General features: G+C 22.7%; 27 protein-coding genes and 1 CRISPR repeat array. Of the genes, 9 read left to right on the top strand and 18 right to left on the bottom strand.

The window, feature by feature from the left end; all coding sequences use genetic code 11:
- Positions 1-10: 10 nt before the first annotated feature.
- From C7380_RS09335 to glgX, 4 genes are read right to left on the bottom strand one after another with little or no spacing between them, the layout of a single operon-like run.
- Entirely contained in the window at positions 11-1,036 is a 1,026-nt protein-coding gene (locus C7380_RS09335; protein WP_109605241.1) for a M42 family metallopeptidase, read from the bottom strand.
- A 22-nt stretch (positions 1,037-1,058) separates the two neighbouring features.
- Positions 1,059-1,877 (bottom strand): bifunctional 5,10-methylenetetrahydrofolate dehydrogenase/5,10-methenyltetrahydrofolate cyclohydrolase, encoded by an 819-nt coding sequence (locus C7380_RS09330; RefSeq protein WP_109605240.1) that lies wholly within the window; start codon positions 1,875-1,877, stop codon positions 1,059-1,061.
- 12 nt (positions 1,878-1,889) lie between these two features.
- Entirely contained in the window at positions 1,890-3,563 is a 1,674-nt protein-coding gene (locus C7380_RS09325) for a formate--tetrahydrofolate ligase (RefSeq protein ID WP_109605239.1), read from the bottom strand.
- Between the two features lie 25 nt (positions 3,564-3,588).
- Positions 3,589-5,712: a glycogen debranching protein GlgX gene (gene glgX / locus C7380_RS09320; RefSeq protein WP_109605238.1), complete on the bottom strand. Its 2,124-nt coding sequence runs from the start codon at positions 5,710-5,712 to the stop codon at positions 3,589-3,591.
- 200 nt (positions 5,713-5,912) lie between these two features.
- Between glgX and C7380_RS09315 the strand changes: the two genes are divergently transcribed.
- A complete protein-coding gene (locus tag C7380_RS09315) occupies positions 5,913-6,212 on the top strand; it encodes a hypothetical protein (protein ID WP_109605237.1) in 300 nt (99 codons plus the stop codon).
- A complete protein-coding gene (locus C7380_RS09310) occupies positions 6,205-6,687 on the top strand; it encodes a hypothetical protein (protein ID WP_109605236.1) in 483 nt (160 codons plus the stop codon). Before C7380_RS09315 ends, C7380_RS09310 begins: the two co-directional genes overlap by 8 nt.
- A 149-nt stretch (positions 6,688-6,836) precedes the next feature.
- Here the strand turns inward: C7380_RS09310 and C7380_RS09305 are convergent, their stop codons facing one another.
- The gene (locus C7380_RS09305) at positions 6,837-7,661 is read right to left on the bottom strand and encodes a MurR/RpiR family transcriptional regulator (protein ID WP_109605235.1); all 825 of its coding nucleotides are present in this window, start codon (positions 7,659-7,661) and stop codon (positions 6,837-6,839) included.
- 118 nt (positions 7,662-7,779) lie between these two features.
- Between C7380_RS09305 and C7380_RS09300 the strand changes: the two genes are divergently transcribed.
- The 3 genes from C7380_RS09300 (at position 7,780) to C7380_RS09290 (ending at position 11,621) form a co-directional block, all read left to right on the top strand.
- Positions 7,780-9,798 carry a hypothetical protein gene (locus C7380_RS09300; protein WP_109605234.1) on the top strand — a complete coding sequence of 673 codons (2,019 nt, stop codon included), beginning with the start codon at positions 7,780-7,782 and terminating at the stop codon, positions 9,796-9,798.
- A 198-nt stretch (positions 9,799-9,996) separates the two neighbouring features.
- Positions 9,997-10,785: an alpha/beta fold hydrolase gene (locus C7380_RS09295; RefSeq protein WP_109605233.1), complete on the top strand. Its 789-nt coding sequence runs from the start codon at positions 9,997-9,999 to the stop codon at positions 10,783-10,785.
- A gap of 26 nt (positions 10,786-10,811) precedes the next feature.
- A complete protein-coding gene (locus C7380_RS09290; protein ID WP_109605232.1) occupies positions 10,812-11,621 on the top strand; it encodes an alpha/beta fold hydrolase in 810 nt (269 codons plus the stop codon).
- A gap of 92 nt (positions 11,622-11,713) precedes the next feature.
- Here C7380_RS09290 and C7380_RS09285 read toward each other — a convergent pair whose 3' ends face one another.
- On the bottom strand, positions 11,714-12,343 hold the full coding sequence (locus C7380_RS09285) for an HAD-IA family hydrolase (RefSeq protein ID WP_109605231.1): 630 nt from the start codon (positions 12,341-12,343) through the stop codon (positions 11,714-11,716).
- A 95-nt stretch (positions 12,344-12,438) separates the two neighbouring features.
- Here C7380_RS09285 and C7380_RS09280 point away from each other — a divergent pair, with 95 nt between their 5' ends.
- From C7380_RS09280 to C7380_RS09270, 3 genes are read left to right on the top strand one after another with little or no spacing between them, the layout of a single operon-like run.
- Positions 12,439-13,023 (top strand): Fpg/Nei family DNA glycosylase, encoded by a 585-nt coding sequence (locus C7380_RS09280; RefSeq protein ID WP_109605230.1) that lies wholly within the window; start codon positions 12,439-12,441, stop codon positions 13,021-13,023.
- A gap of 16 nt (positions 13,024-13,039) precedes the next feature.
- Positions 13,040-13,252 (top strand): zinc finger domain-containing protein, encoded by a 213-nt coding sequence (locus C7380_RS09275; RefSeq protein ID WP_109605229.1) that lies wholly within the window; start codon positions 13,040-13,042, stop codon positions 13,250-13,252.
- 4 nt (positions 13,253-13,256) lie between these two features.
- The gene (locus C7380_RS09270; RefSeq protein WP_109605228.1) at positions 13,257-13,796 is read left to right on the top strand and encodes a CDP-alcohol phosphatidyltransferase family protein; all 540 of its coding nucleotides are present in this window, start codon (positions 13,257-13,259) and stop codon (positions 13,794-13,796) included.
- A gap of 60 nt (positions 13,797-13,856) precedes the next feature.
- Here C7380_RS09270 and C7380_RS09265 read toward each other — a convergent pair whose 3' ends face one another.
- On the bottom strand, positions 13,857-14,282 hold the full coding sequence (locus tag C7380_RS09265; protein ID WP_109605227.1) for a GNAT family N-acetyltransferase: 426 nt from the start codon (positions 14,280-14,282) through the stop codon (positions 13,857-13,859).
- Positions 14,283-14,813: 531 nt separating this feature from the next.
- Here C7380_RS09265 and C7380_RS09260 point away from each other — a divergent pair.
- Positions 14,814-15,494, top strand: a complete 681-nt coding sequence (locus C7380_RS09260; protein WP_109605226.1) for a class I SAM-dependent methyltransferase — start codon at positions 14,814-14,816, stop codon at positions 15,492-15,494.
- Between the two features lie 6 nt (positions 15,495-15,500).
- Here the strand turns inward: C7380_RS09260 and C7380_RS09255 are convergent, their stop codons facing one another.
- The 11 genes from C7380_RS09255 to C7380_RS13555 all read right to left on the bottom strand — a co-directional run.
- On the bottom strand, positions 15,501-16,199 hold the full coding sequence (locus C7380_RS09255; RefSeq protein ID WP_109605225.1) for a CRISPR-associated endoribonuclease Cas6: 699 nt from the start codon (positions 16,197-16,199) through the stop codon (positions 15,501-15,503).
- Positions 16,200-16,219: 20 nt separating this feature from the next.
- The gene (cas2, locus tag C7380_RS09250) at positions 16,220-16,501 is read right to left on the bottom strand and encodes a CRISPR-associated endonuclease Cas2 (protein ID WP_109605224.1); all 282 of its coding nucleotides are present in this window, start codon (positions 16,499-16,501) and stop codon (positions 16,220-16,222) included.
- On the bottom strand, positions 16,501-17,496 hold the full coding sequence (gene cas1b, locus C7380_RS09245) for a type I-B CRISPR-associated endonuclease Cas1b (protein WP_109605223.1): 996 nt from the start codon (positions 17,494-17,496) through the stop codon (positions 16,501-16,503). Before cas1b ends, cas2 begins: the two co-directional genes overlap by 1 nt.
- 11 nt (positions 17,497-17,507) lie before the next feature.
- A complete protein-coding gene (gene cas4 / locus C7380_RS09240) occupies positions 17,508-17,999 on the bottom strand; it encodes a CRISPR-associated protein Cas4 (protein WP_109605222.1) in 492 nt (163 codons plus the stop codon).
- Between the two features lie 130 nt (positions 18,000-18,129).
- Positions 18,130-18,625: a CRISPR direct-repeat array (repeat unit 30 nt; unit sequence ATTTAAATACAATTCTTGTTATTGTTAGAG).
- A gap of 216 nt (positions 18,626-18,841) precedes the next feature.
- On the bottom strand, positions 18,842-19,729 hold the full coding sequence (cmr6, locus tag C7380_RS09235) for a type III-B CRISPR module RAMP protein Cmr6 (protein WP_158274862.1): 888 nt from the start codon (positions 19,727-19,729) through the stop codon (positions 18,842-18,844).
- Position 19,730: 1 nt separating this feature from the next.
- Positions 19,731-20,282 carry a type III-B CRISPR module-associated protein Cmr5 gene (gene cmr5, locus C7380_RS09230; protein WP_109605220.1) on the bottom strand — a complete coding sequence of 184 codons (552 nt, stop codon included), beginning with the start codon at positions 20,280-20,282 and terminating at the stop codon, positions 19,731-19,733.
- Positions 20,282-21,232, bottom strand: coding sequence for a type III-B CRISPR module RAMP protein Cmr4 (gene cmr4 / locus C7380_RS09225; protein ID WP_109605219.1), 951 nt, complete (start codon positions 21,230-21,232; stop codon positions 20,282-20,284). Before cmr4 ends, cmr5 begins: the two co-directional genes overlap by 1 nt.
- Positions 21,233-21,251: 19 nt before the next feature.
- Entirely contained in the window at positions 21,252-22,607 is a 1,356-nt protein-coding gene (locus C7380_RS09220; protein WP_109605218.1) for a PDDEXK family nuclease, read from the bottom strand.
- Complete coding sequence (locus C7380_RS09215) at positions 22,604-23,767, bottom strand: type III-B CRISPR module-associated Cmr3 family protein (RefSeq protein WP_158274861.1); 1,164 nt, start codon at positions 23,765-23,767, stop codon at positions 22,604-22,606. Before C7380_RS09215 ends, C7380_RS09220 begins: the two co-directional genes overlap by 4 nt.
- Positions 23,757-25,628 (bottom strand): Cas10/Cmr2 second palm domain-containing protein, encoded by a 1,872-nt coding sequence (locus C7380_RS09210; protein ID WP_109605216.1) that lies wholly within the window; start codon positions 25,626-25,628, stop codon positions 23,757-23,759. Before C7380_RS09210 ends, C7380_RS09215 begins: the two co-directional genes overlap by 11 nt.
- Positions 25,625-26,689: RAMP superfamily CRISPR-associated protein (locus C7380_RS13555; protein WP_109605215.1), on the bottom strand; the 1,065-nt coding region annotated here is incomplete at its 5' end. The genes C7380_RS09210 and C7380_RS13555, both read right to left, overlap by 4 nt.

Raw genomic sequence — 26,689 nt, 5'->3', positions numbered from 1 at the left:
TATTTTCTCATTATTTGCTTATATAATCTAAAATCAATTTAAAAGTATTTTCTATTCCTTCTTTATGAGTTCTTTCATAACCATGAGAAGCAAATACTCCAGGTCCTATTAATGCATGTTTTATATCATATCCTGCTCTCAAAGTAGCTTCAACATCAGAACCATAATATGGATATACATCTATTGCATAATTTAAATCAAGTTTTTTTGCTATATTTATCAAATCTGTAGTAACTTCATAATCATAAGGTCCGCCAGAATCTTTAGAACATATAGATACTTTAAATTCATTAGTTTCAAGATCTTCTCCCACAGCCCCCATATCAACTGATATCATTTCTTTAATATCAGCCGGAACAAATGAACCACCATGCCCAACTTCTTCATATGTTGTAAAAATAATATAAACTTTTCTATTCAATTTTATATTATTTTCTTTTATATATTTTGCAATTCCTATAAGAATACCAGCAGATGCTTTATCATCCAAGTGACGACTTTTTATAAAACCAGATTCTGTATAAACACTTCTTGAATCAAATGATACAAAGTCTCCGGTTTGAATTCCTAACTTTTGCACATCTTCTTTATTAAATACTTTTTCATCTATAATTAATTCCATGTTTTGTTCTTCTCTTTTCATAGATCCTGCATCTGAATAAACATGAACAGCTGGATGAATAACTTGAATAGTTCCGCTGTATTCTTTTAAATCTCTTGTATGAATTATACAATTTTCAGTTTCAACAAAATTTAAAGGGAATCCTCCTAAACGTGTAAGCCTTATTCTCCCATTATCTTTAATACTTCTCACCATTGCACCTAATGTATCAATATGTGCTGCAAAAGCTACTGCATTTCCTTCCCCACCAAGATCTACTATTAAAGACCCTTTATTTGTAATATTATATTCATATCCTATTTCTTTAAATATTTTTTCCAATTTTTTTATAGCTTTTTTTGTAAATCCAGTAGGACTTGGAGTTTTACAAAGCTCTATAATCTTATCAATAGAATAATCTATGTATTTTTCCATGATATTTCCCCCTTAAAATTAATTATTGTTTAATATTCTTTATAGCAGCTCTAAAGACATTTCTCATTAATATAGTTGAAGTTATAGTTCCAACTCCTCCAGGTACAGGTGTTATATAATAATTTTTATCATACAGATCTTTTGAAACATCTCCAAAAAGCTTTCCATTTTTAAAATTTATTCCAACATCTATTATATATGTACCTTCTTTTATAAAATCTTTAGTTAAATATTCTGCTTTTCCTATAGCAACAATAACCGCATCAGCTTTCATTGTCAATTCTTTTAAATTCTTAGTCCTTGAATTTGTTATTGTCACAGTAGCACTTCTATTCTTTCTTTCAAGCATTATAGCTGCTGCTTTTCCTACATTAATAGATCTTCCAATAACTACTATATTTTTACCTTCTAAATCCATACAATTCTCTAATATCTTTATAGCAGATTCTGCTGTACAAGGAACAAAATATTCGTTTTCATAAACCATTTCTCCCATATTATAAACACTCAATCCTTCTATATCTTTGTTAGGATTCAATAATCTTGCTATATCTATCTCTTGATAATTCTTATTTTTTAAAGGTCTTGATACAAATATTCCATCTATATTTTTATCATTATTATATTTATTCAAATCTTTGACTATATCATCTGTTTCTATAACAGAAAAATCTATTCCATACTTATTTGCTATCTTTTTTTGGCTTTTCAAATAAGATCTTGTAGCTGAAGTTAAATTATCAGATATAGATATCATTTTTGGTGTTTTAATGAGTTTAGATTTAATAATATCTATTTCATCTTCTAATTTTTCTAAAACTTTATCTATTTTAATTATCAAATCAATTCCTCCTTAAGATAACCCTTCTATATTACCAGAATTATCTATATTGAGATTAACAGCATTTGGAACTTTTGAGAGTCCTGGCATACGCATTATATCCCCAGCTAAAGCAACAACAAATCCAGCACCAGCAGAAAGTTCAAAATCTCTTACAGTAAATTCATATCCTTTCGGTGCTCCTAACTTGCTCTTATCATCAGAAATAGAAGATTGTGTTTTTGCAATGATTACAGGAAGTTTATCATATCCATATTTTTTTAAAAATTTTATCTTTTTTCTTGCATTAATAGAAAACTCTACATTTCCAGCTCTATAAATTTCTCTAGCTATTTTTTCTATTTTAACTTCCAATTCATCAGTATTTTGGTATACAAACGTCATCTTTTCTTCATTGTTTTTATTACAGGAATTTACAACTTTCTGTGCAAGATCCACAGCTCCTTCTGATCCCTTTTCAAATGATTCATTTACAGAAACAAAAACATCTTTATCTTCAGCATAATTTTTTACAAATTCAATTTCACTATCTGTATCACTATAAAATTTATTAATTGCTACAACTACTGGTATATTAAATTTTTTCATATTTTCTATATGAACTCCAAGATTTTCTATACCTTTTTTTAGATTTTCTAATGACTCATTTTTCAATTCATTTAATTTCATTCCACCATGATATTTTAAAGCTCTTATCGTAGCTACTATAACTATAGTAGAAGGTTTCAAATTATAATTTTGTGCTACAAAATCAAGATATTTCTCAGCCCCTAAATCAGCTCCAAATCCACCTTCTGTAACTACATAATCTGACATTTTAAGACCCATCTTGGTTGCTATTATGGAATTTGTACCATGTGCAATATTTGCAAACGGACCTCCATGTATTATGGCAGGTGTATTTTCTATTGTTTGTACTAAATTAGGATTTATCGCATCTTTTAAAATTAATGCGAGAGCACCTTCTATTTTTAAATCTCCAACTGTTATTGGCTTTTTATCATATCCTCTTGCTATTACTATTTTAGATAATTTTTCTTTTAATTCTTCTATATTTCTCGATAAACATAGTACAGCCATTATTTCCGATGCTGCAGTTATTATAAAACCATCTTCTCTTGGAACTCCATTGGCTTTTCCACCCGTACCTATTATTATCTCTCTTAAAGATCTATCATTCATATCCATTGCTCTTTTCCAAAATACTTCTGTTGGATCTATTCCAAGTTCATTATCAAATTTTATATGTGCATCTAGTACTGCTGATATCAAATTATGAGCAGTTGTAATAGCATGTATATCTCCCGTAAAATGTAAGTTTATATCTTCCATAGGTAAGACTTGTGCAAATCCTCCTCCAGCAGCTCCACCTTTTATACCCATTACTGGCCCAAGAGAAGGTTCCCTTAGAGTAACTATAGACTTTTTGTTTATTTTATTTAATCCCATTGTTAAGCCTATACTTGTGGTAGTTTTACCTTCTCCAGCTGGAGTAGGGGTAATTGCTGTAACTAATATTAATTTGCCATCTTTTTTATCTTTTATCTTATCATAATACTGATGTGAGATCTTTGCTATATTCTTTCCATAAGGATTAATATAATCATCAGGTATCTCTAACCTTTCAGATATTTCATAGATATTTTTTAATTTAGCATTTTTTGCAATTTCAATATCACTTAACATTTATTATCCCCCTTTAATAAAATATTTACTTACCTATCATTATAACAGAACTATTGGGTTGTAATGTGTAATCATTCTCAATGTATTCCGGAGAAACTAAAAAATCATTCGGATGAGATCTTGAAGTATCTACAATCAAATACCAATTTTTATTATTTAATCTTGGCAAAGTAAATTTTAAAGGCTCATTATAAGAATTAAGAGCAACATATATATCATCATTAATATTACCATCTTTTGAAATATATTCTTCACCATTTATCATAAAAGCTAAAGAATGTGAATAAAAACCAAAATCTGGTTTATAAGGTTCAATTCCATGCCAAGTAATATCTGCAAAACCATCACCTTTCAAATCTTTTCCCGTAAAAAAATGTTTTCTTCTTAAAGAACTATAATTTTTTCTAAATTTTATCATTTTTCTATAAAAATCAAAAATATCATAATTTTTATCTTTAAAAGACCAATCTACCCAACTTATATTATTATCTTGACAATATGTATTATTATTACCATATTGAGTTCTACAAAATTCATCTCCCATTAAAATCATAGGAACTCCTTGAGAAAGCATAAGAATAACTATAAAATTTTTAATCTGTTGTTTTCTCAAAGAAATAATATTTAAATCATCTGTATAACCTTCAACACCATGATTATAAGAATAATTATCATTAGCACCATCCATATTATTTTCACCATTCATATGATTATGTTTTCTATTATAAGAAACAAGATCCCATAAAGTAAACCCATCATGAGCAGTTATAAAATTTACAGAACTCCATGGATGTCTACCAGATTTTTGAAATAAGTCTGGACTACCAGCTATTCTTGTTGCCAAATCTCCAACCTGACCATTATCTCCTCTAACAAAACGTCTAACAGTATCTCTAAACTTTCCATTCCATTCTGCCCAACCAGTTGGAAATTCTCCAACATAATATCCTCCAGCAGCATCCCATCCCTCAGCTATAAGCTTAGTTCCAGATAAAATAGGATCATCTGCTATATCTTTTAACAAAGATAAATCTCCAATCCAATTACCTTTAGAATCTCTTCCAAGTATAGCTGCAAGATCAAATCTAAAACCATCAACATGCATTTCTGTAACCCAATATCTTAAAGAATCTAATATCATTTGTTTAACAACAGAATGTGAGCAATTCAAAGTATTTCCAGTACCAGAATAATTTGCATAAAATCTTCTATTATTATCTAATATATAATAAATAGAATTGTCTACACCTCTAAAAGATAAAGTAGGTCCGAGTTCGCTTCCCTCACCTGTATGATTATAAACAACATCTAAAATAATCTCAAAATTATTTTTATGCAATATTTTAACAAAATCTTTAAATTGAAAAACTTGTTCTCCAAGTTTAACACCATAAGAATAATTACCAGAAACCGCAAAAAAACTTAAAGGATTATAGCCCCAAATATCTTTAAGTGCTTCCCCATTAAGTGGATTAATATTTGTATTAGAATTAGGACTAAATTCAAAAACAGGCATAAGTTCTATAGATGTAATCCCAAGTTCTTTGAGATGTTTGAGTTTTTGAATAATACCATCAAAAGTTCCCCTATTATCAACCTCAGAATTTGCATTAATAGTAAACAATCTTACATGCATTTCATAAATTATAGTATCTCTCATTTTTATATCTGGTTTTCTATCTTCTCCCCAATCATAAATAGATTCATCGATGATAATACTTTTACAATTAGAAATAGCAGAATTCTTTTTAGAAAAAGATAAATCTTTATATTTTGAATCTTTAGAATATCCATAAATATAATCATCACTAAAATCTAAAGTAGATGAAATAGCTCTTGCATAAGGATCTATAAGTAACTTATTATAATTAAATCTATGTCCACTTTCAGGATCATAAACACCATCTATTCTCCAACCATAAAACATATTATGTTTTGCACCTTTAACATAAATATGCCATACATCACCAGTTTTATTTTTAATTTTTTGTAAATCATATTTAAAAATTGGCTCTTCATCATAAAAATTCTCATACAATTCTAATGTAACCTTAGTCCCATTTCTTGTAAAAATAGAAAAATTAACGCCTTCAGAATCAACAGTAGCCCCAGGTGTTGGGTACCCTCTTTTTACAATAAAATCTATCATATTATCACCTCAATATTATTATACTATATACGAATGTTCTTTCATATTCTCAAAATTATTTTTTTAATATGAAAAAATAAATATCGTTCAAGTATTATTAAATAATTCAAAAATAATATCAAATCTAAGCTATTGTATTTTTTATGATAAAATATACAATAGAATAAATAATAATTTAAAAATAAAGGGAGAGAAATAAAATGTTTAATTTCTTCAAAAAAAACAAAACTAAAAAAAATTTTTATAGAGAAAAAGATGCTTTAATTTTATATTTCAAATGTAATAAATGTGATGAAAAATTTATAAGTCATCTAAGACTTTCATATGATTTATTAAGAGACTATGAAAACGGAGGATTCAAAATAGAAAAAGAATATATAGGAAGTAATTGTAATAACAAAATACAATTAAAAGCTACATTTAAAGAAAACCTAAAAGAAACATCATTTGAATTAATTAATGGAACAGTGATAACTAAAGAAGAGTGGAAAAATGAATAAAGATAATTTAGAACCAGATTACAGACCTGTAAGACCTTTTATTCAAATCCCTGAAAAAGTAATGATGTATATATTAAATTTAACTCCTTCATCATTTGCTAAAGTATATTTATACTTATACAATTTAAGTTATGGAATAGGCAAAAATTATACAGTATTTCATACATCTGTTAGAGAAATAGCAAAAAATTTAAATATTTCAGTTGGTAGAACTCATAATGCCATATCATATTTTAAAAAAATAAAAGCTATTGAAAAAATAGAATCAAGAGCTGTTATAGGAACAAAATTCAAAGTAAATGTTCCAGAATTTTCAGCAAAAAACAATTGGTATTTTACAGAACCTGAAAAAGTAAGGTATATGATGCTAAAAGAAAAGATTGTAAATGAAGATAAAATAATCACTTCAAAAATAAAAAGATATAAATCTATTGAAAAATCTTTAAAACTTGGACTTTTTGATGATGAAGAATAAAAAATCCCGGCTTTAGCCGGGAAGTATAATTTATACTATATTGGGGGTTAGGGGAATTTGCATGCTTTGAATTAATTATACAATCGTTACTTTAATTTTATTTTAATAACATGTTATTTTTTAAAAACGATTAAGTTTTTTATATTAATTCATAAAAACCTTTTTGCATTTATTTTAGAAAGAATTTTTTCAAGTTCTTTTGGAGAATTTCTCTCTATTTTATTATAATAAGAATTAATTAATATTTCAATTACCATAAATTCACTTATTCTTGAACTCAAGAATTCAATTTTAGAATCATCCTTAGCAAAAGAAGTACTCAAAAGTATATCTGTATTTTTTGCCAAATCAGATTCAATTCCTGAACTTATAGAAATAGTAGTAACATTATAATCATGAACAGCTTTTGCAAGTGATACAACATCTTTAGTAACTCCAGTATGACTTATAAATATAACAAGATCATCTTCATTAATTATTGGAATTAATGAATTAAAAGTATGTAAGTCAGAATAATAAATTGCTGTTTTACCAAGAACATTAAATTTTTTTGATGCATAGTCACAAATAAAAGCTGAACTACCAACCCCAACAAAGAACAACCTATCAGCAATGGAAATTTTATCTACAGTTTCCATTAATTTTTTATAATCTATAATAGATAAAGTCTCATCTATAAGATGAATATTTTTATTAATAACACTAACAAGTTCCTCTGGCAAATCATTTGAAACTGAGTCAGGGACTTCGGAAGATAACTCTTTTACTAAAGATAATTTAAAATCATGATAACCCAAAAAACCTATTTTTCTAATAAACCTATAAACAGTTGAATCACTGGTTTTAGCTTTCTTGGCAAACTCTGAAATAGTACAATTTAATATCTCTTCAGAGTTATTCAATATAAAATTTGCAATTTCTTTCTCTTTTTCAGACAAAGTATTAAATATACCCTTAATATAAGTTTTTATCATAAAATTCTCTCCTAAAAAAATTTTTTTCTTATAAGTATTATATAATAAAATAATATATAATTACAAATCAAAATATAAAAGACGATAATATAATGACTATAAAATAAGGAGTTAAAACATGAATATAAGTATAAATCTTAAAAATATAGATAATATGCTAAAAAAATATTTAAATACGAATAACCAAGAAAAAAATATTGGGAAAGTTATATTTGCCAATAAAGATACAGCAATAGTAGATTTAAAAGGAAAATTAATATTACTAAACAATTTAAATAACATTAGCTTAAAAGAAGGCCAGTTCATAAACCTTGTACTCGATAAAAATAGCTCCAACAATATAGATGCAATCTTAACAAAAGAATTGGGAGAATTATTTAATGGTAAATTGCTAATGAATCTTGAACTTGGACAAAAAATACCTATTGAATTTGATTTATCACAAATAAAATTTTCAGACCAAAATAAAATACTTCATTGGATTTCAGATTTCATAAAAACTTTAAACAATGAAATACCAGAAAACATAAAAGAAAATATGTCTGATAATACAAAAAATAATATAAAAAATTTCCTCATAAAAATCATGGATGATTTTTCAAAAGTATTTAAACAAAACAAAATAACCTATCCAGATCCTATAACTTTTGCAAAAAATTTGGGAAAAATGATATCAAATTATATACAAAAAGAAAACAATATGAAAGAAAATGACACTAAAAATAACAACAATACTCAAAACAAAAATAATACTAATAGCAATATTAATCTTCAAAATAAAAATAATGAAGCACAAAAAAATATCCAATCTGATCAAAACAATTTAAATAATCAAAAACAAAAAACAATATTAAATCCAGAAAAAAAAGAATTATTATCAAAACAAAACAATTTAAATAAAAAAACAAATGAATCAAAAATACAAAATAGCAATTCTAATACTCTACAAAAAAATGATATAAAAAATCAAAATAAATTCATCAGTAATAATACAAATAAAACAAATCAAAATATTCAAAATAAAAATAATCAAACAAATACAAACATAAATAAAAATAAGTTAAATACTCAAAATATAACAGAGCAAAAAACGAATAATATATTAAAAAATATAAATGTTGAAGTAAATAAAAATAATCAAACAAAATCCATTTCAATAAACCAATTTAAAAATATCTTACAAAATATTTCAAAAAAAGATTTAATATCATTATTGAAAAATACAATAATAACAAATTCAGAAAAAAACATTTCGACAAACGAAAACAATTTTGAAAACATAAAAAATAAAACATTAAAAAAATTATTACTTCCATTATCAAAAGAAAATTTAAATATAAAAATCCCTAAACAAACTCTAAAAGAAAATTTATCTACAAATACAAATATAAATAAAAACCAACAAATATTGCTATCAAATCCTCAAAAAACTTTAAAACCAAATCAAATAAAAAACCAAAATACAAATAACTTTAAAAATATAAATCAAAATACCGAAACTAATCAAAAACAATTAATAAAAAATCAAAATGCAAATCAAACTATAAAAAACACTATAAAATTTATTTTAACAAATAAAGAACAAAACATTCCATTAAAAAATGATCAACAAAATATATTAAAAAATAATTTAAAATTAATATTTCATAAATCTGATGAAATTCAACAAAATTCAGAAAAAGTCATAAAACAAAACTCCAATGAATTATTAAATAATAAATCAGAAAGCACTTTAATATCAAAAAATTTAGAAAAAGCAATATCAGCATATAAAAACTTAGAAAATATAAAAACTAATAATGAAAACAATTATTTTTTATTTAACATAATGAATTATCCTGTATACTTTTCATATAATAAAGTAAAGAATGACACAAATTATAGTCAAAACAAAGATTATGGTAAATTAAGATTAATATTACCCACAAAAACTTTCGGAGTAGTAGATATAAACCTATTCATTGTAGAAAAAAACGTAAACTTAAAAATAGGACTCGATCAAAATATAGATTTATTCAACTCAGATATAGATAACTTAAAAAACAATATAGAAAAAATAAATTATAAAATTGAAACTCTAAATATATCAAAAAATGAAAACAAAATACAACTCAAGACTAACTCTTGGTATTTATAGCTCACCAAGAGTTATTTTCTCTATATGAAAATAACTCTTTCGTTCAAGTATTATATAATATAGTTATTAAATAAGCTCGAGGTTTAATCTTTTAAACATAAATATTTATTTATAAATACTTAAAACTATTAAAATTGATATTTAACAATATATCTTAAAAGTGATAAAATATAAAAGACTAAATGAGAGGTGATTCATATGTTTTTAGAAAATCCAGGGATATACTATGAAATTGATGGAAACAAAGATGGAACTCCTTTAATATTTTTAAATGGAATAATGATGAGTACTGCAAGTTGGAATGAATTAATTCCAAAATTTGATAAAGATTTAAAAATAATTAGATATGATATGAGAGATCAAGGTAAATCATCAAAATTAAACAATACTTATGATATCGATATTCATGTAGAAGACTTAAAGATATTACTCGACCATCTGCAAATACAAAAAGTAAATATACTTGGTGTTTCTTATGGTTCACAAGTAGCTCAATTATTTGCATTAAAATATCCTAATAGAATAGAAAAAATGATCCTTCCAAATTCAACAGATCATGTAGATAATTATTTATCTTCTATTGGAAATGCTTGGAAAGTTGCAGCTTCTTTAAATGATGGAGAAAAATTTTTTGATATATCTTTACCTTATATATATTCACCCAAATTCTATAATGAAAATATGGAATGGTTAATGAACAGAAGAAAAATGTTTAAAGATTCTTTAACTAAAAGTTGGTTTGAATCTTTTACTCGCCTTGCTTCTTCTAATGAAACTTTTAATATTAAAAATAAAATTCATTTAATAGATCATAAAATATTATTAATAGCAGGAGAAAAAGATATAATAACTCCACCAGAAAATATAAAAGATATGCATTCTAAAATGAAAAATTCTGAATATATAGAACTAAAAGATACTGGTCATGCTTTATTTTTTGAAACAATGTCAGAGTTCTGCGACTTAATAAATAAATTTATGAAATAATTACAATTTAATATAAGGGGGATTCTATGATAAAAAATATCAATGGAATTGATTTATATTATGAATTAAAAGGAAATCTTGAAAGTAAAGAAACAATAGTTTTTTTTAATGGAGTAATGGCTTCAACAAATAGTTGGAACTATCAAATACCTATTTTTGAAAAAATGAATTACAAAATTTTATTACATGATTTTAAAGGTCAATTAAAATCTGAAAAACCTAAAGGACCTTATTCATTCAAAGAACATGCTTATGAATCAAAACTATTAATGGACGAATTAGACATAAAAAAAGTTCACATAATAGGAACTTCTTATGGTGGAGAAGTAGCTTTAAGATTTGCAATAGACTATCCCCAATATGTCAAAAGTATATCTATAATAGATTCAGTAAGTGAATTAGATGAAACTTTAAAATATTTTTTAGAAGGTTGGAAAAAATTAGCAGCTAATAAAAATGGAAAAGATTTCTTTTATGGTATGATGCCTTCTATTTATAGCAATACTTTTATAAAAAATAATTTAAAAATTCTTGATAAAAGAGCAGAAGCATTAGAAAAAATATCAAAAGATTATTTCGAAGGTCAGATAGAACTATATAATACATTCTTAAATGATGTTGAAATGACAAAAGAACTATCAAAAATAAAATGTCCATCACTTATAATATGTGGAGAAGAAGATATATTAAAACCTAAAAAATTCTCTAAAATAATTTCTGATAATATATCAAATTCAGAATATATTACAATTCCTGATTGTGGACATGTAGCAATATTTGAAAAATATAAAGAATTAAATTCAATTCTTCTTGGATTCATAATTAAAAATACTTGAAAAAAAATACCTCCAAATTATTTTGGAGGTATTTTTATCATTATTTTGATTCATTATTTTTTTGTAGTATAATATTCTTATACATAGGAATACTAAATAAACTTATTAATAAATTCATTAAAACTATTAAAAACAAAATCAGCTTCCAATAAATTATCAGAATTATCAAAATTCATAAAACAAGTTTTTATATTACTATTCTTACCAGCTTTTATATCAAGTTCTCTATCTCCTATACACAAAGTCTTAGACAAAATTAAATCATATTTATCTATAACATATAGAAAGCTCTCTGGATTAGGTTTATTTTCAAAACCATTTTCTTCAGTGATTATTTCTTTAAATAAATCAAATACCCCATAATACCTCAATATTTCATGCGTAGATCTTTTGTCTCTATGAGTTATTATGAAATTATTTAAATTATTATCCTTTATTTTTTTACAACAGATAATAGCGTTCTCAAAAGGCACATTATATTTCGGATGAACTTTATTTGCATTTTCCCAAAATTTATCAACAAAAATTCTATTTAAATCGTACTTTTTTATAAGATTCTCTAAAGCAAAAGTTATAGTCTTTCTTGTATCATCATAAATTTCATCTCTTGAATATTCAAAAACTCCAAAGTCCTTCAAAGTGATTTCAAAAGCATCAAGAGTTGCTGGATATGTATTAAAAAGAGTTCCATCAAAATCCCATATAAAATTTTCAAACTTCATTTTGACACCATCCTTTTATCATATATATTCATTATATCATCTAAAATATTCTATTTTTTGGTTTAATTTTTTTAAAAAGAAAAAGGGGGGAAATTATGGCTATAGAATTCACAGAAGCTATGATCATAGCTAATCAAATGAAAAAAAACTTATTAAGAAAAAAAATTATAGATGTAATAATACCAGATATCAAAACAAAAACTATACAATGGGGCTTTTTAAATTTACATAAAATAGATATAAAAAATCAAAAAATAAACAATATCATTCATAATGGTGATCATATATTCCTCGAATTAGATAACTTTGCATTAAAATTCGGAGAAATGATTGGAAAAATACTCTTTCATAAAGAAAATGAACAATACCCTAAAAATTCAAAAGCCATAATAATATTAGAAGATAATACAAAAATATCATATAATCCAACGTTATATGGTCTTGCATATGCTTTTGATAAAAAAAACCTAAAAAAAGAAATCAAATCTACAGGTATATCTCCTTTAGATGAAAAATTTACAGTAGATTATATTATAAATTGCTTTAAAGAAGATAAAAGAAAAATAGTAAAACAAATGAACTTATATGGTGTTAAATATAAAATAGCTGGAATTGGTAATGGTTATTGGACAGAAATACTTTATCATAGTGGGATAAATCCAAAAAGAAAATTTAAATAATAATGACTATGAATCAATGTATTATTTTACAAAAGAAATAATACAAAAATCAATAAAATTAAATGGTAGTATCGATGAAACCGATCTATTTGGAAATAAAGGCGAATATATTCATTATCCTGGGAAAAGAGCAAAAAATCAACCTTGTATAAAATGTGGCAATTTAATACAAGCCAAAAGCATATTAGGTTCAACTTCATATTTTTGTACAAAATGTCAAAAGATTTAAAAAAATGAACATTCCAAATACTTTGTCAATAATGAGAATTTTATTTGTTATACTAATGTTTTTATTCAAAAAAAATATTTTTTTATTTCTGATATTCTATATAATTGCATGCGTTACCGATATATTAGATGGTTATATAGCAAGAAAATTTAATAAAATTACAAAATTAGGTCAAAAATTAGATTCATTTGGTGATTTAATACTGTACATATCTACATTATATTTTATATATTATTTTAACCCATATTTAATAATTGATTTTTTATTGTATATATTAATAATTGTTTTTATAAGATTATTAAATATAATAATAGCGTATATAAAATATAAAAAATTTTTAATATATCATACTTATCTAAATAAATCAATAGGAATACTTTATGGAATATTTTTTCCATTAATAATACTATTCAAAACAAATAATATTATTATATTAACTTTAATATCTTTATCTTTAATTGCTACTATTGAAGAAAGTATAATATTAACAATAAAAAATATCTCTGATGCTGATTATAAAGGATTATTCTTTGATAATAAATAAAAAAGTATTGTAACTAAAATAATTACAATACTTTTTTATTATTAAACGAAATTCTTAAAATTAAATCTTTTTAATAAAAACAACTTCTCCTTCTTCAACTTTTCCTGTATTTATAAAGCCAAGACTTTCATAAAGTTTTATAGCCTTTTCATTTTCCGATTCAGTACTCAAATATATCTTATCTAAGTCATCATATTCATCAATAATTCTCTTTAAAACTTCTTCCATACCCTTTCTTCCATAACCTTTTCCTTGAAATTTTTCATCTATATTAAATCTCCAAATCCAAACCTCATTATCATCTGGATCTCTAAGATACATAACAAAACCCACATATTCATCATCATTAAAAAGGCAAAAAGGTTTTGCTACAGGATATAAATATGCTTGTGCTAATGAATACATATTTGGTGCACAATATTCAGCAAATTTTGAATTAATACATTTATAAAAATTATCTTCACTAATATTCTCCAATCTAATCACTTTAAATCCTCACTTTCTTATTATAAATTTTTTAAATACCATTCATTTTCTCATGAGTTCAAAAATTCTCCATCCTCTAAAGTCATATAATTATTAATATTTCATTTGCATTATTGATATTAATTCTACTTAATTATAACACACAAAAAAATAAAATGTTAACATATAAAAAATAATTTAATTAAAAATTTTAAGAGCAGACTATGAAGGTGAGACTTTTGAAGACGCTTTATTTTCTACTTGTTCTTTTAATTCTTCAGAATTAGCCGATATATTTTGAGCACCTTCAGTTTGGAGATTTATAGCTTGTACTGATTTTTTTATTTGTTCTGATATATTATCATATTAGCCATTTTTAATGTTGTTTCATTTGCATTTGTTGCTCCATTTCTTAATTCTGTCAATATTGAAGTAAAATTTTTAAATAAAATTCAATATTATAATTATTTTTCAAACAATCGAATTTTCATATATATTTTTTGATAAAAATTATGTTATAATCATTTTATATTCAAGACAGGAGGATAAATTATGTATGAAGAAATTTCTAATTTTTGGGATAATATTTTTGAAAATAAAAAAGAAATACAATTAAAAAAACCTTTACCATATAAAGAAATAGAAAAATCATTAGAATGGTTATCAAAAGACTCGAAAAATGTTATAGAATTCGGATGTGGCAACGGTATTTTAATATTAAGATGTTTTTATTTGGGTATAAATTCAGGTCTGGGAATAGATATAAGTAAAAAAGCAATTGAAGCCAGTATAAAATCTGCTAAATTAAATAATGCTAAAAATTTTATTTTTAATAATGGCGGTATAGAAACATTATATAATTCAAAAGATAATTCTTTTGATAGTGCTATATTATCAAATATTTTAGATAATATATCTCCAAAAGATGCCAAATTATTATTAAAGGAATTAAATAGAATACTTAAAAAAGATGCTAAAATATTCATTAAATTAAATGATTTTATATCTGATAAAAATATCTTAAACAACAAAGAAACTTTTGAAAAAGAATTAGAAAAGAATTTTTATAAAGAAACAAGTGGATTATATCTTTATAATATATCTGACTACTTATTTGATGAATTGATTTCACCTTACTTTGAAATAGAAGATAGATTTGATATCGAGTTCAAAAAATATAATCAAAAAAATAGAATTTGGTTATTAAAAAACAAAAAATTATTTGTAGATTAAGTAAAATTATTTTGCTATACAATATCCCGCACCTAAAGATGTTCCTTTTTCTAATATTCCCACTGCACTCGCCAAAAAAGCTAATTTTTGTGCATTTTCTTCTGTCGATACTTTTAGATTAAACTTATTTCCTAATATTTTTGTATCTTTATACTTATACACTATTGGTTTTCTATTTAGTATTTCTATATATTCAATAAAATCTGATTTTAATTCTATTAATTCCCCATAATAATTTTTATATTTTCTAACTATATTCTTTGTTATTCTTTCTCTTAAATAATCTAAATCATCTCCTTTTTTCCAATATCCATCTTTTATATTTTCTTTTGTACAAATAGCTGCATTTAAAGTATATAAATTATTTATATATTTTTCACCATATATACTTATCTCTTTTGATATTATATGAAAATAGTTATTCTTAACATTTACAAAATTTTCTTTTATTTCTTTTAATATATTTTCATCTATTGATTTTATTCTAAAAATATATATATTCCCATTTTTATATACCTTTTCTTTTTCTATTGGAGTTAATCCCGAAAACACATAATATTTAAATTCATTTTTTTTATGTATTGTTCTTAATTCTTTAGAAAAATAAATAGATTGATTGATTAATTGTCCTATTCTCCAATTTATTTCATCAAAAAACAAATCTTTTTTTAGCATAACTGTAGTTATTAATTCATAATATTTCAATTTTTCACCTTCTCATATTTTTATAAAATTAAGTCATCATTCTCTTTATTGCCAAATGATTCTATTTCAAAACTTGATTCATTATACAATTTAACTATTGAAACAAAATCTTCTGATTCATCTATAATATTATTGATTTCATTTTTTAATCTAATCAAATTAGAATGAGTAATGTTTCCAATAAAAACAGATTTTTGATAATGTTCTAAATATTTCTTACATATTTTGAATACTTTTTGGACTCTTTTTTCATTTATATCATACATCAGTATAGCATAATTATAATTTATATTTTTAGACATTATTTTTTCTCCTTATCATTAAAAAACATAAAATCTTTTTCTTCTAATAAAAATTTTATTAATTTATATCCATCATATTTTATAGCAGAATTATAAGAAATTTTTCTTTTTAAAGATTTATGATCAAATTTATTATCTAATCTTTTTTCAAAATTTATTAAAAAAATTTCTTTACCTTTCTCATTTAAAACACAATAATTAACTTTTTTATTAAAATGTTCTTTTAAATTTATTTTTTTATTATTTATCAAATCAAAAATAGTTTTAAAAACAATTATTGGTTTAAAAGCTTCTGATAAATCCAAACTTAATGAAAATCTACTCTTAGATAATTCATGTAAGTAGCTTATGGACTGATTTAAATGAGTATGATATATTTGAGTTATTGTTTTAGTATAAAGCAAAGAATTACCAAAAGATATCATAGCATTCATCGGATTATCTGGTGGTCTTTTAACTCTTCTACTAAAATCAATATTTTGATTTATAATATATTTTATATTTTTATAAAATAATTGCCATATTTCTCCTTCAACAGCTAACAAATTATTAATAGTTTTAGATTTTTCTATTTTATTTTTACAATCATCTTTTAAATAATTCAAATAATCATAAATTTCGTTATTTCCATGTCTATAATAATGGTAAAGAGTATTATATATATTAATACTTATAGCTAAAACTATTTTTTTAGCTATAAGTATTCCTTTGTTTTCATAAGCATTAATTTGTTTTAATAATAATTTTCCTGATATATAATGTTCTTTAGGAAAGAAAGTTCCTCTATAAAAACCATAATAATCGAAATAGTGTACAATAATATTATTTTGAGATAAAAATGATAATAATTTAGTATTCAGAGAAATTTCATTCATTAAATATATTTCTCTAATTTCTGTTATTGGAATATAATTATGACCTTTTTCATTTTTAAAATCTAAAGAATTATCTTTTCTCGATAATGTTCCCATGCTCATTAAATATTTTGTTTTCATAAAAACATCTCCTATAAAAAACAATATTCATAAAAAGCACACTTTTTACAACCTTTGATTAATTTAACTTCTGGTATATCTCCTTTAATTAATTCATTTATGTTTTTCATAATATTCAATAATTCATTTTCATTTTCTTTATCTAATTTAACAACTATTGTCTTTTTGCTTTGTTTATTCTTTTCAGCAAAAATTAATTTTCCTGTTCTATCAATACCTTTTTCTTTAAGTACTTTCAAATAAAATAAAAGTTGCCACTTTGCAGCTTCAATATCTGCATCAGATTTTTTATATTCTATAACATAATCATTAGTTAACTTATCAATAGAAATATTATCAATTTTTATTTCCGAATTTTTTTTATTGTTAAATTTTATTTCATGCATAGCTTTTCCAATATCAACTAACTCAAATTCATTTTCTAAATTTATTCTATTTGCATGTAACCAGCATTGTCTCTTACAATGGAAATAATAATTAATTAATGTACCATTTATATCCATTATGTCACCTCTTTTTAATTATAACACACAAATAACACAATATTAATAAAATTAAAAAATAAATTTTTATTGGAATTTTATAGGCTTAATAGATTAAATAAGATTAGGAAAGAAACATGAAAGAAGAACTGTTTAAATACAATTCTTGTTATTGTTAGAGCAAAAATCCATACGGAAAGGAAACTTATTCAGAAGAATTTAAATACAATCCTTGTTATTGTTAGAGGATGTGCATACTAAGTGAACAAGTCAGAGGAGGGAAATATTTAAATACAATTCTTGTTATTGTTAGAGTTTAGAAATAAACACATCTTTAAAAGAGGCTATTGTATTTAAATACAATTCTTGTTATTGTTAGAGTCTATCAGAAAAAGAAATATCAAGTCTTTCAAAAGCTATTTAAATACAATTCTTGTTATTGTTAGAGTTAGATACCCCGACGGATTTAGCACAAAAAGTGCTAAATTTAAATACAATTCTTGTTATTGTTAGAGCATGAGGGACTGGGGTATAAATGCGTTGGATTTTCTATTTAAATACAATTCTTGTTATTGTTAGAGGATAATCACAAGATTGTGGAAAGCTTAGATGGTAGCATTTAAATACAATTCTTGTTATTGTTAGAGAGTCATGAATAAAGGATTCCAGAAATCATCAATATGCTAAAACACTTATTATCAATACATTTACTGATTTTAGTTCCAGCGATTTCATCTCAATTAAAATTTCTTCCTTTTTTCTTTCCTAATTATTATTATATACTATTTCTATCAGTTTTTCAACTTCCATCACCTGGAAATTTTTTATTATAAAAAACCAAAAAGAAGATTTAAATCTTCTTTTTAGTCAAATGAAAAAAATCCGTATCCAACAGATGTTTTTCCACCAATTCCATTTAATTCTAATGCTTCTTTTAAATTTAGTTCTATAAATTCTTTTAATGTTTTATTTTCATTTTCAGAGTTTGAAATTTCAGATTTTTTGTAATCGCTTAGTTTTTTATTAACTTTTAATTTATCAATAAATAGATTAAATTCAAAATCGTATTCTTCTTTTTTATCTCCTTCTAAAACTAAAAATTTAACTGGGTTAACTTTTTCATCATCTCTTGGACATTGATTTTCACTTCCAAAATAATTAGGATAATGAGGAGTCATTATATCTGTTTTTATTTTTACTTTTTCTTCTGGAAAGCTGTCTAAAAATATTAATCCTCCCATATTTTCTTCTCCACCAAATATATCATTAAATAATTTATCTTCACTTATTTCTTTTTCTAGTTCTTTTAAATTTTTAATTTCATCATTAATATAATATTTTTTTATTATGTAATTTCTTAATACACCTTTTAAAGCTGATCCTGGAATATACGGTATACCATATGTATGATGCATTGTAATATCTGTTTCGATTACAGAATGTCCTCCTAATCCAATTATTAATTTATTCTCTATTTTTCCTACAAGTTTAATATAAATATAACTTTTTTTATATGTATTAATTATTTCATTTAAATTTGGTTTTAATTTTTTTAAATTAATATTTAAACCATACTCTTTTAATAATCTATTTTTTTTAGTAAATTTATTAATTTTTAAATTTAAATTAGATATTGAATTATTTCTATTTTTTAAATTCAAATGAATTTTTTTATATGTATAATATATCATTTCTTTTTTATTATTATCATATTTAAAAACAATATCTTTATTAGTTTTTTCTATTTCCATATTAATCCCCTCCATTATTTTCAGAGGTTTTATCTTCACTTTCTATCATGGCATCGGCAAATCTTTTTATCCAACCAAATAATGTCATCATTTCTTTTGTTATTAATCTGTATTCCTGTGAATTTAAATCATATAAAAATTTTATATATTCTTGAACTTTTTTAGTGTTAAAATCATAATTTTCTGATAGATTTTGTAATTCTAATTCGATTTTAGGATTTTCTTTATGCCAATTTAGTATATCTTGTAATATCAAATTATAATGTTGTTTAGAATGTATTTTTTTCAATTCATCATTATTTCTTACTATTTTTTCTCCATTTTTATAATTTTTTTCATTTGCTTTTGACATTAAAAAAACTATTGTATTTATGAAACCATTTTTTTGTATTAATGTAGACATTTTTTTTACTAAAGTCTTATAACTTTTTTTATCGACAGACTTTGGATTTGGTTTATTATAGTCATTATAGTCATTTTCATTTTTTATAACTCTTTCTACACATTCAAGTGCATACTTTGATACTTCTAAATTCATATTTTTTAAGCTCATTATTTCCCACCATCTTCATTTTCAGAATTATCTGGTTTATTAGCTGTTTTTGTTATTTTTGTTCTCTTTACTAACCCTTTACCAATAGTAGAATACCCTCCAACATGAAAAACATAATCTAACTCTTTCTCTAAATAATCAAAAGGATTTATACTTGTTTCATCTACTTTCTCAAAAAAATCAGGTGAAGATAAGGCCATAAAATACATTATTGTTTCTGTTGGCAAATATTCTTCTGTAAATAACCCTTTATTTTCAGCAACACCCTTTTTTGGATCTATTCTATTTCTTGTTATTATTTCAGTGTACATACTAACTAAATCAATAAAGTCTGTATCATTTAATATTACAATTCTTTTTTCTATTTCAGAAATTTCTATATCAAATTTTTTTAAAATTTCTGTAATTTCATTAATTTTATTTTTGTTATTTTCATTATTTTCAAATATATATTCTTCTAATACTTGTGAGCCTTTATTTAAAGATATACATTCTCCTTCACTTATACTTATACTTTTTATAGAATCAAAATTTATATAATTAAGATCTTCTTTTTCGCAATATTCTAAATCTTCTACCCATCTTTTTAATACATAAGGGCATGTAATTAATTTATATATTTCAGTAGTTGATTTTATTGGAAAAAATAATAACTTTGCATCTGTAAAACCTATTCTACTTGCTGAATCTCCATTATCATTACCAAATATTTTATTTAACATTTTTTCTTCTTCATTAACATCTTCTTCATTAACATCTTTTTCATTAATTTTAATTTTTCTATATATACTATGCTTTATAGATCCTTTTAAACTAGAACCTTCTATCTTTGGAATATTGGTATTTGTTTCCCTTTGAATAGGCATATCAACATTTTGAAGTGTTTGTCCTGCTCCTGCATGTGTTGGAGTTAATGTTTTTATATAAATCATTTTTGCATTATCGTACATTTTATTTCCCCCTAAATCTTTATTTTATTATTTTAATTATTTCTTTTGTTAATTTATTAAAATTTATTACTTTTAATTCAGCTCTCTTAGCAGAATTAAAAGCTTCAATAGATTTTTTCAAAATAAACTTTTCTTTTTCTGGATTTTCTTTTTCATTAACATTTTCTTCCCCTTCAAGTAACGGAGTTACTAAATACGGCATACCAAAAACTCCAGATAGCCTATAAGTAGTATATTTATTACTTTTAGCATTATCTCCATCCATTTTTCCAGATTTACATTCTAAATTTATTATTTTACCAGTATTTTTTAATAAAGCTATATCTATTTCATCAACAATACCTTTAACAGTATTATCATTTGATAATGCTTTCATACTTGCAATAATATCAGAAATTTTATTATCTTCTTCTTGTATTAATGAAATTATTTTATAAAGTATAATTTTCTCAAAAATATATCCAAAACGAGAATCACAACACTCAAAATCTAATTCTTTATTTATTTCTTTTATTTTTTCAAAAATCTCTTTTATAAATTCTTTTCTTTTTACTTTATCTTTTATTCTATTAGAAAATATTAATGCATTTTTAAAACTTGTACAATAATCTTCATTAAAATTAATGTTATCTTTTTCTGTTTTAATATCATTTAAGATCTCTTTGTTTATTTTAAAGTCTTTTCCCATATCTTTATCAATAAAAAAATCATATAAGTTTAAATAAAATTTATATTCTTCCTTATTACTTATAATTTCTTTTTCTATAAACTCTCTTATATCTTTATTTTTAGACTCTTCTTTTTTTATATTTTTTTCTGATAAATTAAAACCAACTAAACTCAAAGCTTGATTAAAATTCAAACTATTATCATTATATGATTCTTCTGTTGGATTAAATTCATAATCATAACTTATTAATTTTTCTGTATTTCCTTCTACATATAAAATTTTATCTTTTTTTCTATCTTTTATAATATTTTTTATAACCATAGCTATTAATCTTTGACCCCCTGTAATGTGCCAATAAATTTCTTCTTCTTTATCTTTTAAGGTTTCAAATCTTTTTTTTATTTTTTCTATTTGAAGTGTTTCTTTCAAAGATAACTTTATGTCTATAAAATATTTTTTATCTTCTTCTAACTTATATTTTAAGACTTTATTCCAGTCTTTATTCTCAAAATTCTCAAAGTCTTTATCTTTTTTTAATTGTTCTTTTAAATACTCATCCCATTTCTCATTATCAAATTTATTATCATCATCATTTTTATATGTAATATTGTATATTTTTTTAGGTTTATATTTTTTTATCATCAAATAATTTGTTATTTGATTCAATGTAGAACATATTACCATTGCTTCAATTCCATCGCTCATATTGTTTCCTCCTCAATATTATTGCACTCAACTACTATATAGTTATTAAAACCTTTACAATTTTTTGTACATTCATTTAAATCTATATAATTCTTTATACATTCATTTAAATCTATATTATCTTCTTTAGTTTCTACTAAAAAAATACTTCCAGCCGAATATCCTTTATACATTTTTCTAATACCTTTTTCATTACTTGACTTTTTATTTCTTTTTTCCATATCATATCCACCAATATAAATTGGTTTGTCATTAACTATCGATAATAATTCTATATTTTTATTTTCAAATATTTGATTTATATCCTTGGTAAAATAACTGTCGCTCGTTAGAATAATTTTATAAAATCCTTTTTTTAAAATTTTTTGATCATCTTCTATTAATTTTTGAAAATTTTTTATTTCTTTACTTTCTATATTTTCATATTTACAAACTTTATTTTCTCCACCCAACTTCAAGAATCCTATTTTTAAATCTAAATCTGAATCTAAATCTAAGCCTTTAAGTTCATATTTGTTTTTTAAATATTCTTTATTTATTTTGTACTCAACAACAAAAGACCACTCATCTTTTATAAATTCAGTTTGTTGAATCTTATAAAGTTTACCCATCTCAACATTTTTTGTTTTTTTATCTATTGAAATACCAATTTTATTGTTTTTTGAAAATATTTCATTTTCATTTTTTAATTCTATTAAAAAGATTTCATTTTTAACATAAGATTCTAAATCAAACTCTAATTCTATAAAACAATCTTTTACTTTTTCAAAACTTTTATCAGAAGATAGATAATAATTATATTTCAAACATGTATAATCATCACATTTTTTAAATTTACCTAATTTAATTTCATTTTTATTGTCTTTATCAAAAAACAAATCTAAAGGAGCTTTTATATAAAACTTGTTTTCAATTTCATTGTATAAATAAATCTGTCTAATTTCTAATATTTTTTCATGATCATAATATTTTTTTTGAAAAAATTCTTGTCTAAAACTTTTATTTTTAGATAAAATTGCAGTAAATATACCTCCAAAAAAAGTAGAAGGATATGCTATATTCATACTTTTAAGTATATTATTTATTTCATAATTAAACTGATTTCCTGTTCCAAAAAAAGTATTATCAGTTGGTTTGATTTTTAATAAATTATATTCCATTTTTATCATTCCCATCTTTTAATTTAATAAAATTAGTTTCACAAATTTTTTTATGAATCTTTAAAACATTTATTATATTTTTAAAATCAATATTAAGATAATTACTTTTATATTCTTGTGTATTATTTTTTATAGTTTCTCTTATAAAATAATTTAATTCACGTATATATTCAGAATATTCTTTTTTATCGATACTCCTTAAAATAATTCTTTTAATATCTTCTGACATTATTTCATACAATGAATTTTTTTCATCATTAGTAATTTTTTTATAGTCAAAAACTTTAAATTCTTCAAATATTTTATCTATATATGAAAATGATATTTTATTTTTATCTAAACTTAAGTTTTTATAATAATTTTTTAATTCTAAAAGTTCTTTAAATTCACTTTTTTTCATATAAGCTGTTATTTCTTTACCGTTATTTATAATATAATTTATAGCAACTCCATCTTTTTGATATTTACTATCATATCTTTCTTTTACATTATTTAATTCTAACCTTGTTTTTTCCAATGCATAACTCATAGGATCTTTACACTGTGCTATGGTAACACTTAATGAATAAGTAAGTTTGTTTTCATATCCAAAATATTTTTTTAACTTTGGTAATAATTCTTTATAAGATTCATCAATAATATAAAAAATATATTCTAATCTCTCTAATGAAGTTACTGCCAAAAAATCATCTCCACCAGAATATATTACTTTAACATCTTTAGCTTTATCTTCATCTTTTATTTTACATGAAATTCTTTCAGAAAAATTACTCAATTCTTCTGAAAATTCTCTTTGTAAGTCTTTTGACTTTATTACCTTTTCACTACTCATCCATTTTCCTAAACTATCTATATCAAATTGAATAAAACAATATTCAAAGTTAGGTTTTGGTATTTTATTATCTTTATATATATTAATCAAACTTTTATAAATTAGATTTAAATATTTTTCGTTTAATTTATTAATACTTTTATTTATCTCTTTTTTATATTCTTCGCATTTTTTTAAATTATTTGAATCTTTATTTTCCATAATATTTATAATTTTTTTAAACTCATCTGGGTTATAATATTTTTTATTTTCAAAATTAATATATTTTAAATACTCATTATGATTATCATGGATATTATGATTTTTTGAAAGCTCACTTTTTATAATTTTCTCATAACTTGAACCATTTTTGTGTATTGTATTTTCCCAATTATGTATTGAAATATCATATACTGAAGGAAATGAATTTTTTGGTGTTTCTGTTGATGTTTTTTCAAAATCAAATTTCCTTTTAAAATAGCATAAATCACATAATATTTCTTCATTATCCTTATTTTCACCATTTCTTTTACCACATATACTACACTTATATTTTCCTTCTTCTTGCTCAAATTTATTATCAAATTCATAAGTGTTTTTTAAACTCTTTATAAGAGTATTTAATTCATTGTATGAATTTTTATATAAATTTTCTTCTTTTATTTCTACAACAGCCCAAAAAACATGAAAGTTTTCCTTTAATGCTTTTAATGTGTTTTCTTTTGATACTTTTTCTTTTAATTTCTCTGCTAAATCATCAAAAACTTCATTTATAATATTTTCTATATATTCTTTTAAATTTATTTCCTTTTCGGGTTCTAATTCTATTATTAAATAATTAGAATAATCTACATAATCTACATTATCTGTTTTAATACATGGATATATTACTTCTTTTTTTATTTTTTCATTATTTTTTAATTTATCAATTATTATTGCTTTAGAAAAATATGATATTATCTTACTACTATTGTACAAATCTTTTAATTTTCTTGATTCTATAATAAAAGATTGAACGGGTCCTATTGTTATTCCAAAAAGATATTTCATTTTCTCCCCCTTTTACTTACTATGCTTTTTAAACACTTTATAAAATTATTTATATAATTTATATGAATTTCTTTCTGTTGAGGAATTACAATCCCTAATTTTTTAAAAATATAATTATAATTTAACTCTTTTATAATCATATATTTTTTATCTTTATTTTCCCAAAAAGTTACATATACAGGTGCAGCAAATCTGTTTCTGGATTTGTAATTACCTAATACATTTATATTTATTTTTTTTATATCAATATCTTTTTTATTTTTCATTAATTTTTTTAAAAAATCATCTCCTTGTTTAAGACTTACTCTTTCATGAGTTAGTTTTGAAATATTATTTAATAATTTTTCATATTCTGTATCTTCTTTTAATTCGATAATATAAACATTTTTTATATAATTATAATCATCTTTCTTTTTTATATCTTCTTCATATAATTTTGCCCATTCACAATCCTTTAAATCATTAATATTAAATTTATTATTTATAAAATTTTCTAATAATAAACAATTTAATTTTTTTTCTTCTACTTCGTTAAGTCCCAATTCTTTTAAAAATTTTTTCAAATATTCATATGAAATATTTAAAAATTTATCAATTTCAAAACATATAATATCTTCTTCAATTGTTTTTTCTTCCCCCATTTTCTTTTCATTATTATCATTATTATTATTATCTTTTTTATAATTTATTTTCTTTTCATTAATTTTTGTAATTTTAAATGTTCCATTTCCTTTTCTTGATCTTTTTCCTAATCCTCCTAATATAGAAGATTGAATTAAAATAATTAAATAACAAATTAATTTTTCATAATCATTTGAAACAAAAATTATATTAAATTTTCTTCTATCTTTTATACATTTCATTAGTGATTTTTCTTTTTCAGTAATTTTATGAGGCAATAAATATTCTTTAAAAGGTTTAATATCTGTTTTTTTAAAAATTATCTTTACTGGAGAAGCTTTATTCAAATCTCCAAAAAGTTCTGCTTCTTTTTCCTTCATTTCTTTTAAATTTTTAAAATCATAAAATTCTCTAAATGTGTTTCTCATTAATGATTTTAA

The sequence above is a fragment of the Oceanotoga teriensis genome (genome assembly GCF_003148465.1).
Taxonomy (GTDB): domain Bacteria; phylum Thermotogota; class Thermotogae; order Petrotogales; family Petrotogaceae; genus Oceanotoga; species Oceanotoga teriensis.
Note: the sequence above shows the minus strand (reverse complement) of the source record. Positions and strands in the feature narration are given on the sequence as shown.